This is a genomic window from Mesorhizobium sp. WSM4829 (assembly GCF_055811475.1).
Window position 1 is genome coordinate 17,376 of sequence record NZ_JBVVQJ010000056.1, and the last position, 11,601, is coordinate 28,976.

Annotated in this window: 14 protein-coding genes; 4 read left to right on the top strand and 10 right to left on the bottom strand. The window is 62.5% G+C overall.

The genetic code is table 11. The annotated features are described in order from the left end of the window. Positions 1-268: 268 nt before the first annotated feature. Positions 269-394 (bottom strand): hypothetical protein, encoded by a 126-nt coding sequence (locus tag AC0L17_RS31815; RefSeq protein WP_473518671.1) that lies wholly within the window; start codon positions 392-394, stop codon positions 269-271. On the opposite strand from AC0L17_RS31815, the gene AC0L17_RS31820 reads away from it, so the two are divergent. Beyond that, the gene (locus AC0L17_RS31820; protein ID WP_473518672.1) at positions 372-1,694 is read left to right on the top strand and encodes a D-alanyl-D-alanine carboxypeptidase; all 1,323 of its coding nucleotides are present in this window, start codon (positions 372-374) and stop codon (positions 1,692-1,694) included. The two genes, AC0L17_RS31815 and AC0L17_RS31820, sit on opposite strands and share 23 nt — an antisense overlap. A 44-nt stretch (positions 1,695-1,738) precedes the next feature. Here AC0L17_RS31820 and AC0L17_RS31825 read toward each other — a convergent pair whose 3' ends face one another. Next, positions 1,739-2,440 (bottom strand): DnaJ domain-containing protein, encoded by a 702-nt coding sequence (locus AC0L17_RS31825; RefSeq protein ID WP_473518673.1) that lies wholly within the window; start codon positions 2,438-2,440, stop codon positions 1,739-1,741. Next, positions 2,437-3,168 carry a vWA domain-containing protein gene (locus AC0L17_RS31830; RefSeq protein ID WP_473518674.1) on the bottom strand — a complete coding sequence of 244 codons (732 nt, stop codon included), beginning with the start codon at positions 3,166-3,168 and terminating at the stop codon, positions 2,437-2,439. Before AC0L17_RS31830 ends, AC0L17_RS31825 begins: the two co-directional genes overlap by 4 nt. A 182-nt stretch (positions 3,169-3,350) precedes the next feature. On the opposite strand from AC0L17_RS31830, the gene AC0L17_RS31835 reads away from it, so the two are divergent. Then, complete coding sequence (locus tag AC0L17_RS31835) at positions 3,351-4,337, top strand: MBL fold metallo-hydrolase (RefSeq protein ID WP_473518675.1); 987 nt, start codon at positions 3,351-3,353, stop codon at positions 4,335-4,337. Here AC0L17_RS31835 and AC0L17_RS31840 read toward each other — a convergent pair. Both AC0L17_RS31840 and AC0L17_RS31845 read right to left on the bottom strand, forming a co-directional pair. Then, a complete protein-coding gene (locus tag AC0L17_RS31840) occupies positions 4,334-4,771 on the bottom strand; it encodes a DUF1489 family protein (RefSeq protein ID WP_473490215.1) in 438 nt (145 codons plus the stop codon). The two genes, AC0L17_RS31835 and AC0L17_RS31840, sit on opposite strands and share 4 nt — an antisense overlap. Before the next feature lie 122 nt (positions 4,772-4,893). Next, complete coding sequence (locus AC0L17_RS31845) at positions 4,894-6,297, bottom strand: L-serine ammonia-lyase (protein WP_473518676.1); 1,404 nt, start codon at positions 6,295-6,297, stop codon at positions 4,894-4,896. Positions 6,298-6,456: 159 nt separating this feature from the next. Here AC0L17_RS31845 and AC0L17_RS31850 point away from each other — a divergent pair, with 159 nt between their 5' ends. Further along, positions 6,457-7,212 carry a DUF599 domain-containing protein gene (locus tag AC0L17_RS31850; protein WP_287320245.1) on the top strand — a complete coding sequence of 252 codons (756 nt, stop codon included), beginning with the start codon at positions 6,457-6,459 and terminating at the stop codon, positions 7,210-7,212. Between the two features lie 35 nt (positions 7,213-7,247). Here the strand turns inward: AC0L17_RS31850 and AC0L17_RS31855 are convergent, their stop codons facing one another. The 4 genes from AC0L17_RS31855 to AC0L17_RS31870 all read right to left on the bottom strand — a co-directional run bounded on the left by AC0L17_RS31855 (position 7,248) and on the right by AC0L17_RS31870 (position 10,432). Then, positions 7,248-8,813 carry an amidase gene (locus tag AC0L17_RS31855; RefSeq protein ID WP_473518677.1) on the bottom strand — a complete coding sequence of 522 codons (1,566 nt, stop codon included), beginning with the start codon at positions 8,811-8,813 and terminating at the stop codon, positions 7,248-7,250. Next, complete coding sequence (locus AC0L17_RS31860; protein ID WP_287062565.1) at positions 8,813-9,271, bottom strand: GNAT family N-acetyltransferase; 459 nt, start codon at positions 9,269-9,271, stop codon at positions 8,813-8,815. Before AC0L17_RS31860 ends, AC0L17_RS31855 begins: the two co-directional genes overlap by 1 nt. Before the next feature lie 7 nt (positions 9,272-9,278). After that, positions 9,279-9,566 carry an Asp-tRNA(Asn)/Glu-tRNA(Gln) amidotransferase subunit GatC gene (gene gatC, locus AC0L17_RS31865; RefSeq protein ID WP_128168140.1) on the bottom strand — a complete coding sequence of 96 codons (288 nt, stop codon included), beginning with the start codon at positions 9,564-9,566 and terminating at the stop codon, positions 9,279-9,281. Between the two features lie 158 nt (positions 9,567-9,724). Continuing rightward, positions 9,725-10,432: a metal-dependent hydrolase gene (locus AC0L17_RS31870; protein WP_473518678.1), complete on the bottom strand. Its 708-nt coding sequence runs from the start codon at positions 10,430-10,432 to the stop codon at positions 9,725-9,727. Positions 10,433-10,532: 100 nt separating this feature from the next. On the opposite strand from AC0L17_RS31870, the gene ruvX reads away from it, so the two are divergent. Next, complete coding sequence (ruvX, locus tag AC0L17_RS31875) at positions 10,533-11,018, top strand: Holliday junction resolvase RuvX (RefSeq protein WP_473518679.1); 486 nt, start codon at positions 10,533-10,535, stop codon at positions 11,016-11,018. On the opposite strand, the gene AC0L17_RS31880 is transcribed toward ruvX, so the two are convergent. Then, on the bottom strand, positions 10,985-11,326 hold the full coding sequence (locus AC0L17_RS31880) for a DUF6105 family protein (RefSeq protein ID WP_473518680.1): 342 nt from the start codon (positions 11,324-11,326) through the stop codon (positions 10,985-10,987). The two genes, ruvX and AC0L17_RS31880, sit on opposite strands and share 34 nt — an antisense overlap. Positions 11,327-11,601: the final 275 nt, after the last annotated feature.

Genomic DNA, 11,601 nt, shown 5'->3' on the forward strand with positions numbered 1-11,601 from the left:
TATATTGTGCACTGCACAAAAGTCAAGTTTTTTACCGAGTGCGGGTTTTCACCGGGTGCGGCCCCGGCCATCCGGCCAGCAGATCGGCGCAGCCGTCGGGAAATGGCTAAGATTCGAATAAAGAAAAGCTCAAGCTCGAAGAAAATGGTGAACGCCGCGGTTACCATAAACGGATTGGTAACGCTGGCCGCGATAGCTTGGCTTGAAGTGAGGCAGGACCCCTTTGCCGCCTCCACCGCAACAAAAATTCAAAGGAACCATCGGTGCGTCAGGCGTTGTCGGGCATTCTCTCCAAATCCGCGTCCTCCTTGAAAACGATCATGATCCTCGCTTTGACGATGACATTCGTCGTTGCCGGAGCTGCTTCGTCCATGGCGGCGAGGTCGGCGGCCATCGTCATCGACGCCAAGACCGGCAAGGTGCTTTACTCTTCGAATGCCGATGGCCGACGCTATCCCGCCTCGCTCACCAAGATGATGACGCTCTACCTGGCCTTCGAGGCCATGGCGAACGGCAAGATCGGCAAGAACTCCCGGGTCGTCTTCTCGGCCAATGCTGCTGCCGAACCGCCGACCAAACTCGGCGTCAAACGGGGCGGCGCGATCACCGTCGAGACCGCGATCCTGTCGATGGTGACCAAGTCGGCAAACGACTCGGCAACCGCAATCGGCGAACTTCTCGGCGGCAATGAAGCCAATTTCGCCCACATGATGACTGCCAAGGCGCGGGCACTGGGCATGAAGGGGACCGTTTTCCGCAACGCCCACGGCTTGCCAAATCCCGGTCAGTTCACCACCGCGCGCGATATGGCGGTGCTCGGCATCGCGCTGCGGGAGCATTTTCCCCAGTATTACAGCTATTTCTCGCAGCGTTCCTTTCTCTACGGCCGCAGGCGCATCAACGGCCACAACCGGCTGCTTGGACGCATCAAGGGCGTCGACGGCATCAAGACTGGCTACACCCGCGCCTCCGGCTATAATCTCGTCTCCTCGGTCGACGACGGCGATCGCCGCATCGTCGCGGTGGTCATAGGCGGGAAATCCGGCGGCAGCCGCGACAACCAGATGGCCGCATTGATCAAAACCTACCTGCCGAAGGCGTCGTCGCGCGGCAGCGGCATGCTGATCGCCAAGGCTGGCGGCGGCAACCCGATCACCGCTCTGGCGAAAGTATTCCTGCCCAAGCGCGACGCGCCGACGCCGGACAGCAGGCCGGAAGACGATGCGGCGTACAACGAGGCCCCGGACGGCGATGCCATTGCCTCCCTGGTCGAGGAGGCCGAGCCCGTCGTTGAAGAAGCCACCCCCGTCGTTGAGACCACGCCCGTCTCTCGGACCAAAAAGCTCGAGACAATGGCCGCGGCCACGGCGGACGATGTGGCGACCGCACGGGTCGCAGCAGCCTATGGCGAACCGGCAAAGGTCGATCCCGTCAACACGGCATCGGTGCCGTCCGGCTGGGCAGTCCAGGTCGCCTCTTCGCCAAAACAGTCCGAAGCCCAGGCTCTCCTGGACGAGACGAGCAAACAGGCGCCTTCGGTCCTGGCCGATGCTGTGGGCTTCACCGTCGCCTTCGAGAAAGGCGGCGTCACTTACTACCGCGCCCGGTTCGGCTTTGGCTCGAAGACTGCCGCCTCGAAAGCCTGCAACGCCCTGAAGAAAAAGAAAATCGAGTGCTACGCCGTCCACCAGTAGGCGGCGTCGAACCATCTCCCGGAAGAATTCTGCGTCGAAGGAGACTAGTTGTGATTGGAGAGCAAGACGTCCTTGGCTTCGTTGATCCGCGCCGCCAGAAACGAAGTGCCGCCGAGATCGGGGTGCAGGCGCTGCATCAGGCGGCGGTGCGCCTTGCGGACATCCGCCGCGGCGGCTCCCGCTTCAAGACCAAGGATCTTGTAGGCCTCCTCCTTAGTCATGGCGCCCGAACCTGGCGAAACACCCAGCCCGTCGCCACCATTCGCCTCCGCGTCTTTGCGCCAGATGGGAAATCTGCCGTCAAGATACGTCTCTAGCAGCTGGCGGCTCTCCGGGTCGCCGGGGAGTTCGCGATAAAGCTGCTGCAATTCCGCAAGGCTCATCGTGCCTAGCATCTTGCCTTCATGGCGGCCGGCGAGCACGAGCCCCTCCAGATTGCCGGTATCGTGATCAAGCTCCATTTCGAGGGCCGCGGTGCGCACCGTCGAATACTTGCCCGGCTCCAGTTTCGCCGTCGGCCGCTTCATCCGCATCGAGCCATACCAGGCGAGCGCCGTCGACAGGATCAAGCCGCCGATGCCTGCGCGTCCAACCAGAAGCGCGGTGACGCCGATCAGCGCCAGCAGGACAGGCCCAAGCGTCCTCATCCAGCTTGCGAGTTTCGCGGGGTCGGAGCGCAGAAACACCATGGCCACGCCGAGCAGCACCAAAAGCAACGCCGCGAATGCGATAGTCGCGCCCATCATTTCCTGCCGCTCCGCAGATGCTCGATCATCAGCCGGTCTTCCGGCCTGCCCCTGGCCTCCAGAGCCTTCAGCCCGCCCGTCGCAAACACCGCGACCGCCGATAGCAGGCTGGCCAAGGTTGCGGCGGCCCGTCGATCAAATCGGAACCAGGCGCCTTTGGACAGCCGCGCAATTTCCTTGAACGCCTTTTCCGCGCCGGCATCATGGCCCTCCTGAAAGACGAAGACAGGAACGCCGTGCAGCCCGAGGCTGCCGGCCTTTTCCGCCAGATCGTCGATATTTTCCTCCATCGCGTCGCCGATATAGACCAGCGCGTTGACCTTGGCCGCCGCCGTCTGTTTCAGCGCATGGGCGAGCACCTTGCCGATCTGGGTGTGGCCGCTGCGGCATTCGATCCGCGTCATCAGCTGCTTCAGCGCGCTCGTATCGGTGACGAATGCGGATGAGCGGCACTCGCCAAAACCGCGAAAATAGACCAGTTGGACCTTGAGCGCCCCGGCCTTGCCGACGGCGTCGAACATCTCGCCCTGCAGCGCACAGGCGAGATCCCAGGTCGGCTGGCGGCTCATGGTCGCGTCGAGGGAAAGGATCAGCCTGCCAGTACCGGTCGCGGACGCAGCCAGCGTCCTTGCCTGACGGATAAACGCGTCGATCTCGCCGGTGCTCGATTGGGATTCGACCGGCGCAGGATTGGCCTTTGCGGGCACGGGCTGCTTCTTGTCGCTCATGACATTCAAGATGTGGCGTTGTCGCACAGCTTGCAAGCCCGGCATGAGGCGAGATGGAGGGCCGGCGATCACATCGCAGCTTTGAATTTTGGGGGTCTTCCTGGATCAACGCTTGATTGCCAAGTCGCTGGTACGACCTAATTTCCTGGTCGGCAAGACAAGTGGACCCTCCGGAGGTAATCATGCCAGACCTCAAGCCTGTTGACAGCGTCGAAGTACTCGTTCTGGTCGACAACACAACCGACAATCTCTCCTCGGTGCCTGCATTCGTCGAAACCGAATTTGGAGCGCTGGGACGCAAGCGGCGCGGCGCCTGGGTCCTTGGCGGCGCGTGCCTCTGCTGCGCCGCGCATGGCCTTTCCTGCCTTATAACGATCAGACAGGGCGCGGAGATCAGGATCATCCTGTTCGACAGCGGTCCGGAGGACCGCATATTCGAGCAAAATGTCTCAAGGCTGGGAGTTGATCTGGGATCGGTCGAAGCCATCGTCCTTTCGCATGGCCATTTTGACCATGGCGGGGCGATGCTAAGAGCGCTGCAGATCATCCGTGACCGGAATGGCGGTCGCTGGATTCCTTATTATTCCCACCCCGACATGTTCCGGACACGCGCGATGAAACAGCCGGATGGCGGCATGCTGCTCTTGGAGGATGTTCCGGGCATCGACACGCTGACGGCTCATGGCGCCAAGGTCATCAACACCACCGAGGCGCAGCCGATAGCGAACGGCATGGCTTTTCTGAGCGGCGAGATACCGCGCGTAACAACGTTTGAGCGAGGTCTTCCTGGGCAGCATCGGATGAAGTTGAACGGCGAGGGATGGGAACCCGATGAGTTGCTCATCGACGAGCGGTTCGTCGCCGTTAATGTCACGGGCAAGGGTCTGATCATCTTCACTGCATGTACTCACGCCGGAGCAGTCAACGTGCTGAAACATGCGAAGGAAACGTTCGGCGACACGCCAATTCACGCTGTCGTCGGAGGCTTGCATCTGGCTGGTCCGAATGAGCGGATCATCCCTGAAACCGTCAAGTCGATGGGCGAATTCAACTTGGCCTGCATCGTCGCCGGTCATTGCACCGGCTGGCGCGCCATGAACGCCCTTTCAGACGCTTTTGGAGAAGAAAGGCTCGTGCCGATTTCGGTAGGCAAGCGATATACGTTCTAGAGCAGGCCGAGATCGGCAAGCTCGCGCCTGAGTTTCGGCGGCATTTCGACCAATCCCGCTTTGCCCTTGGTGAGATCGGCCGGTGCGTCCGACGGTTTCAGATAGCGCCAGCCCTGAAAGGCGCGGCGCGGCTGCCATTCGGTCAGCACGACCGCGGGATCGAGGATCAGGTGACAGCGGCCGATACCCTCGTCATCGGTGAAAGGACGGATTTCGGTGATCAACTGGCGGCATTGCACATTGCCCTTGATCACCCAGTAGAGCGAACCGCCATCGGTGATTTCGGCGCCGCGCGTCGGCATCATGCGGGTGGTGTGGTAGTGCTCGACCGGTTCACCGGCGCGCCGCCGTTCGTCGAGGCGGAAGGCGATCCACTCTTCGAGATCTTCGACGCTGTCGCAGCCGACGCAGAGCTTTATGAGATTGAGGGACATGGTTCAAGGTTTAGTCCGGCGCGCGAAGGCGTCAACTGGCCAATCGACTTTTCTCCACAGTGCCGACTTTCTCCACAGCGGCAATCCGCTGTGCAAAGTTTGGCCACAGCGCAAGCTTTGGCTCAGCATTCCACGATATTGACGGCCAGTCCGCCGAGGCTGGTTTCCTTGTATTTCTCGTTCATGTCGAGGCCGGTCTGGCGCATGGTCTCGATTGCGGCATCGAGCGGCACGAAATGAACGCCGTCGCCCTTGATGGCCAGCGACGCGGCAGTCACCGCCTTGACGGCGCCGAGCGCGTTGCGCTCGATGCAAGGCACCTGCACCAGCCCGCCGACCGGATCGCAGGTCATGCCGAGATGATGCTCAAGCGCGATCTCGGCGGCGTTCTCGACCTGCTCGGGCGTGCCGCCCATCACGGCGCACAGCCCCGCTGCCGCCATCGCCGAGGCCGAACCGACCTCGCCCTGGCAGCCGACCTCGGCGCCCGAGATCGAAGCGTTGGTCTTGATGATGCCGCCGACCGCTGCTGCGGTCAGCAGGAAATCGCGGATGCTTGGCTGGTCGGCCTCGGGATGGAAATGCAGCCAGTAGCGCAGCACCGCCGGCAGCGTGCCTGCAGCACCATTGGTCGGCGCGGTGACGACGCGCCCGCCGGCGGCGTTCTCCTCGTTCACCGCCATGGCATAAATCGACAGCCAGTCGTTGGCGAGCAGCGGATTGGGCCGATTCTGCCGCCACTGCTCCTGCAGCTTGTCATGCAATTGTCGCGCGCGTCGGCGCACCTTCAGGCCGCCCGGCATGATGCCGTCCTGCGCCAGGCCGCGCTCGATGCAGCTCTTCATGGCGCTCCAGATGCCGTCGAGGCCGGCGTCGAGTTCTTCGCGCGACATCTGCGTCTCTTCGTTGACGCGCTTCATGTCGGCGATGGAAAGACTGCTTTTCGCGGCCATCGACAGCATCTCGACAGCATTCTTGAAGGGGTATGGAACCTTCTTGCCTTCGCTCGTCACCGAGCCCTTCGCCTTCATCCGCTGCAGTTCTTCTTCGGAAACCACGAAGCCGCCGCCAATCGAATAGTAGATGCGCTTGAGCAGCAGGCGGTCGTCGGCATCAAGGGCGGAGAAAGCCATGCCGTTGGCGTGGCCGGAAAGCGGCGTCTTGCGATCCAGCACCAGATCCGTGGCCGGGTCGAAGCGATAGGACGGATGGCCGGGCGGCGAAATCCGCTTCTCGGCGGCGATACGGTCGACGATGCTGTCGGCCTGATCGGGGTCTACCGTCTGCGGCGTCTGGCCGGCAAGCCCGAGCACGACAGCGCGATCTGAACCATGGCCGATGCCGGTATAGGCAAGCGAGCCGTGCAGGCTGGCGGCGATGCGGTCGACCTTGGCGCCGACCGGGCGTGGCCAGTCATCTCCCGCGACCTCGTCGAGAAAACGCCGCGCAGCGGTCATCGGTCCCATCGTGTGCGAACTCGATGGTCCAATGCCGATCTTGAACAGGTCGAAAACCGAAAGGAACACGCGTCGCTCTCCTATTGGAATTTACATATAGGAATTCCTGTGATGTTTCCGCTCTTTCGAAGATTGCGGCGCTGCACCTGCCGACCTTGTTTGCTCCGGCAGCGACATCGTTGTGTTCCGCCATCGAAGCGCCGCCACCGCTTGTGGTAAGAGGGTTGCATGGGCGATTCCTTCCATTTGTCGACGGCAGACCTCGTTGCGCTTGCCTTCTTCGTTTTCGTGTGGGTGCTGCATACGCTCGCCTCCGACGGAAAGCTGGTCAGGCGCATGTCGCTGACGACGGCGATGAACGTCCAGCGTCAAGCCTGGATGCGGAACATGGCCGAACGCGAGGTCCGCATTGTCGACACCGCCATCATGGCCGGCCTTCAACAGGGAACCGCCTTCTTCGCCTCCAGTTCGCTGATTGCGATCGGCGGCTGTTTTGCCCTGCTCGGCGCCTCCGATCAGGTTGTTTCGGTGCTGAGCGACCTGCCGCTCGGCGCGACGTCGTCCCGCTCCGCCTTTCAGATGAAGGTGTTCGGATTGGTGCTGATTCTTGCCTATTCCTTTTTCAAGTTCGGCTGGGCCTACCGGCTGTTCAACTATTGCTCGATCCTGATCGGTGCGGTGCCGATCCCGCACGGCGAGGCTTCACGCAACCCGGTCAGCGAGACGGCGGTATGGCGGGCGGCGCGCATGAACATGCTGGCCGGAAAACATTTCAATTCCGGCATGCGCGGCGTGTTCTTCTCGATCGGCTATCTCGGCTGGTTCGTCGATCCAAAAGTATTCGTGCTGTCGACGCTGCTGTTGCTGGCGGTTCTGGTGCGTCGCCAGTTCTTCTCGGCGGCGCGGCAAGCCGTGATCGGTCAGCCGCCCGAGCCGACATCCGGTCCGGGAAAAAGCCGATCGATGCGGCCCGACAGCCGGTAGGCGACGCCCCTCACCCCTTCAGGTGGGAGACGACACTACCACCACTTTTCCGGCTGGAACGTACCCGCAGCCTGTTCGATGACATGGGCGGTCTGGAACAAGGTTTCCTCGTCGAACGGCCGGCCGATGAGCTGCAGGCCGAGCGGCAGGCCCTTGGCGTCGAGCCCTGCGGGCACGGCGATGCCCGGCAGTCCGGCCATGTTCACGGTCACCGTGAAGATGTCGTTGAGGTACATTTTTACCGGGTCGGCGGCCATGTCCTCGTCGGCGATGCCGAAGGCCGCTGACGGCGTCGCCGGCGTCAGGATGACGTCGACGCCGGCAGTGAATGCATTTTCGAAATCCCGCTTGATGAGGTTGCGCACCTTCTGCGCCTGCAGATAGTAGGCGTCGTAGTAGCCGGCGGAGAGCACATAGGTGCCGATCATGATCCGGCGCTTGACCTCGCGGCCGAAGCCGGCGGCGCGGGTCTTCTCGTACATGTCGACGATGTCCTTGCCCGGCACGCGCAACCCGTAGCGGACGCCGTCATAGCGGGCTAGGTTCGACGAGGCTTCGGCGGGCGCGACGATGTAATAGGCCGGCAGCGCATATTTGGTATGCGGAAGCGAAATGTCGACGATCTCGGCGCCGGCATCTTTCAGCCAGGCAATGCCCTTCTGCCACAGCGCCTCGATCTCGTCGGGCATGCCGTCGACGCGGTATTCCCTGGGGATGCCGACCTTCATGCCCTTGATCGGCTTGCCGATCGCCGCCTCGTAATCCGGCACCGGGCGGTCGACCGAGGTGGTGTCCTTCGGATCGACCGAGGCCATGGATTTCAAGAGAATCGCGGCGTCACGCACGTCGCGGGCGATCGGACCGGCCTGGTCGAGCGACGAAGCGAAGGCGACGATGCCCCAGCGCGAGCAGCGGCCGTAGGTCGGCTTGATGCCGACCGTGCCGGTAAAGGCGGCGGGCTGGCGGATCGAGCCGCCGGTGTCGGTGGCGGTGGCGCCGGCACACAGGAACGCCGAAACGGCGGAGGCCGAGCCACCCGACGAGCCGCCCGGCACGAGCTGGGCGTTATCCAGCGTGCGCGCGGTCCTGGTGCCGCCAGCCGAAACAAAGCCGCCATCGCCCTGATGCGTGGTCGGCATCACCATCGTGTCGACGCGCGAACGCCGCCATGGATTGACGACCGGGCCGTAGTAGGAGCTCTCATTGGACGAGCCCATGGCGAACTCGTCCATGTTGAGCTTGCCGAGCATGACGGCGCCGTCGGCCCACAGATTGGCGGTGACGGTCGATTCGTAGTGCGGCTTGAAGCCGTCCAGCACATGACTGCAGGCCTGGGTGTGGATGCCTTCGGTGCCGAACAGGTCCTTGATGCCGAGCGGAATGCCTTCGAGCGACCCGCCCTCGCCCTTCGCAAGCTTTGCGTCCGAGGCCCTGGCCATGTCGCGCGCCTTGTCATCGGTTACGACGACATAGGCATTGAGCGCCGGATTGGCCCGCTCGATTGCCTGGAGATAGGCTTCGGTGATCTCGGTTGCGTTGATTTCCCGGGCGCGCAGCTTGGCGCGGGCCTGCGAAATCGTCAGGTGGGTCAGGTCGCTCATCAGGCAAGGCTCTTTTCGTAAAACACCGACCACCCGGAATCGGGATAGTCCAGCACCGGGCCGCAGCGCGAAAATCCGGCGCGTTCATAGACGGTCCACGCAGCCGGATGGCGGTCGCCGGTTTCCAGCACCAGACGCTTCAGTCCTTCATTGCGCGCCAGCGCCTCGATTCGCTCGACGATCCCGGCGCCGATCTTCTGCCCGCGATGCGAAGGCCGCGTGTACATGCGCTTGACCTCGCCGACGGCGCCATCGTGGCGTTTCAGCGCGCCGCAGCCGATGGCGAGGCCGTTGTCGCGAGCGATGAAGACAGTCGTGTCGTTGTCGGCCATCTGCTCGACGGTCATGTGGGAGCAGTGCTCCGGCGGCGTCAGTTCCAGCAGCGTGTCGTTGAGCTCCTTGACCAGCCCGCGCACGTCGTCCTGCAGCGGCATTTCGATGGCGATCTCGATTGCCATCGGCGCGCTACTCCACGACCTTCGGAACGAGGAAGAAATTCTCTTCGGTGGCCGGTGCGTTGGCGACGATGTCGGCCGCCTTGCTGCCGTCGGTGACGACGTCCGGGCGCTTCTTCATCTCCATCGGAATGACCGACGTCATCGGCTCGACGCCGGCGACGTCGACCTCGTTCAACTGCTCGACAAAGCCGAGAATGGCGTTTAACTCGCCGGTCATGCGCTCGGCATCCGCCTCGCTCACCGCAATGCGGGCGAGACGCGCGACGCGCTTCACTGTCTGCAGATCAACGGACATATTTGCTTGTGCCTCGGGAAAACCAGTCCGCGCTATAGCGGCGCGGCGCGTGCCGCGCAACATGCATCGTGCCGAGAACCGGCCCGGAGGTCGATGGCAGCGCAACGCCGTCGCAGCGAACAGCTTGCGCCTTTGGCATGCTCTACAAGGTGCATGCACTACAAGGTGATTGTCCCGCCGATCTCCGGCAACGCCACCTTCACGCCGGAACCCTCCAACCCCGCGACGAACTTGTCGGCGGTCTGGTCGATGATCGGAAACGTGCCGAAGTGACTGGGAATGACCGTCTCGAACTGAAAGAAGCGCCGGCAGGCAAGGGCCGCCACCGCGCCGCCCATGGTGAAGCGGTCGCCGATCGGCACGATGCCGATCTTCGGCTCGTGCAGTTCGTTGATCAGCGCCATGTCGGAAAAGATGTCGGTGTCGCCCATATGATAGAGCGTCTTGTCTTCCTGGAAATGCAGCACGAGCCCGCCCGGGTTGCCGAGATAGGTGTTCTGGCCCTTGTCGCCCGGGAACGACGAGGAATGCAGCGCCTGGACGAAGGTGGCGGTGAAGCCGCCGCAATCGATCGTGCCGCCGATATTGCCCGGATTGATCTTTTTGTCGCTGACGCCCTTGCCGACCAGGTACATGCAGATCTCGAAATTGGCGACCAGCATGGCGCCGCTTTTCCCAAGCACTTCAAGCGCACCGGTGATGTGGTCGCTGTGGCCGTGGGTCAGCAGCACATGCGTGACCCCTTCCGCCGGCTCTTCCCAGCCGCCCGTCCATGACGGATTGCCGATCAGGTAGGGATCGATGAGGATTTTCGCTTCGGCGGTTTCGACGCGAAATGCGGAATGTCCGTACCAGGTCAGTTTCATGAATGCCTTCCTCGATTTTTGCTTCGCCAAAGGATAGAACGCCGGCAGTGAAATTAAAGTCCCACAGCGTCCATTGCGGCGTATAGTCCGAGGAAAGCCGTTGAGCATCATCACCATCGAGGAGTTGCCGGCGCGGCTCGGCGGCGGCAAGACTCTGGCCGGGCTCGACCTTGGCGACAAGACGATTGGCGTGGCGGTTTCCGACCGGGGCTTTGCCTTCGCCCACCCGCGTCCCGTCATCATGCGCAGGAAATTCTCGCTGGATGCCGCAGTGCTGCTCGCCTTGCTGGAGAAAGAGAATGTCGGGGCCGTGGTGCTCGGCCTGCCGGTCAACATGGACGGGTCGGAAGGCCCGCGCGCCCAGAAATCCCGCGCCTTCGCCCGTAACATGGCTGGTGTGACCGACGTGCCCTTCGTTTTGTGGGACGAGCGGCTGTCGACGGTGGCGGCCGAGCGGACTCTGATCGAGATGGATTTTTCGCGCCGCAAACGCGCCGGCAAGATCGATTCGGCCGCGGCGGCCTTTATTCTGCAGGGCGCGCTCGACCGGCTTCAGGCGCTCGGCGTCGACGCCTGGTCGAAATAGCGGTCGCGCATTATCCTGATCCAGCCACCGATCACGCGGCGGCGGCGAAATGCCCAAAACGCCATGAGCAGCAGGCTGTCGAGGATGCAGGCCTTTGCCACCATGCCCGGAATGAGCGCCGGATCGATGCCAAGCATCTCGCCATAGAGTTGGAAGACCAGGTCATGCAATTGGCGGCTCAGCATGACATAGCCGAAATTGATGTCGTTGAGAGACAGGAAGAACCAGCCCCAGAACAGGGCGAGCGGCGTCGCCCATAGCGCGAGCAAGGTGCGCATCAGCGGTCCCTCAAGTTCGTGTCCGGCCACAAGTTCGTGTCCAGGCTGCCTGAAATGCGCGAGAGCGCCGCGTTGTGCGCCGCCGCCTTCGCCATCAAGGAGCTCAATATATGCCGCATAGCGTTCCTGCTTCCGTAGACAGGACAGTGGGCTTTGCGGCCTGCCGCTGCAATGGAAACCATTTGTTAAGGTTAACGGTCATCCACAGACCTTACCTTCTCCCCTTGTGAGGGCTTTGCGCGGGAGCCGAAGTTTGGCGCAGATGGCGCATGGGGCGTTTTTTAAACCGCAATCAAGCCACATTG

What these genes read in the sequence shown, in the direction of transcription:
- AC0L17_RS31820 (WP_473518672.1), top strand. Translation starts at nt 372, where the DNA reads ATGGCGGCGAGGTCGGCGGCCATCGTCATCGACGCCAAGACCGGCAAG.
- AC0L17_RS31815 (WP_473518671.1), bottom strand. Translation starts at nt 394, where the DNA reads ATGGCCGCCGACCTCGCCGCCATGGACGAAGCAGCTCCGGCAACGACG.
- AC0L17_RS31825 (WP_473518673.1), bottom strand. Translation starts at nt 2,440, where the DNA reads ATGATGGGCGCGACTATCGCATTCGCGGCGTTGCTTTTGGTGCTGCTC.
- AC0L17_RS31830 (WP_473518674.1), bottom strand. Translation starts at nt 3,168, where the DNA reads ATGAGCGACAAGAAGCAGCCCGTGCCCGCAAAGGCCAATCCTGCGCCG.
- AC0L17_RS31835 (WP_473518675.1), top strand. Translation starts at nt 3,351, where the DNA reads ATGCCAGACCTCAAGCCTGTTGACAGCGTCGAAGTACTCGTTCTGGTC.
- AC0L17_RS31840 (WP_473490215.1), bottom strand. Translation starts at nt 4,771, where the DNA reads ATGTCCCTCAATCTCATAAAGCTCTGCGTCGGCTGCGACAGCGTCGAA.
- AC0L17_RS31850 (WP_287320245.1), top strand. Translation starts at nt 6,457, where the DNA reads ATGGGCGATTCCTTCCATTTGTCGACGGCAGACCTCGTTGCGCTTGCC.
- AC0L17_RS31855 (WP_473518677.1), bottom strand. Translation starts at nt 8,813, where the DNA reads ATGAGCGACCTGACCCACCTGACGATTTCGCAGGCCCGCGCCAAGCTG.
- AC0L17_RS31860 (WP_287062565.1), bottom strand. Translation starts at nt 9,271, where the DNA reads ATGGCAATCGAGATCGCCATCGAAATGCCGCTGCAGGACGACGTGCGC.
- gatC (WP_128168140.1), bottom strand. Translation starts at nt 9,566, where the DNA reads ATGTCCGTTGATCTGCAGACAGTGAAGCGCGTCGCGCGTCTCGCCCGC.
- AC0L17_RS31870 (WP_473518678.1), bottom strand. Translation starts at nt 10,432, where the DNA reads ATGAAACTGACCTGGTACGGACATTCCGCATTTCGCGTCGAAACCGCC.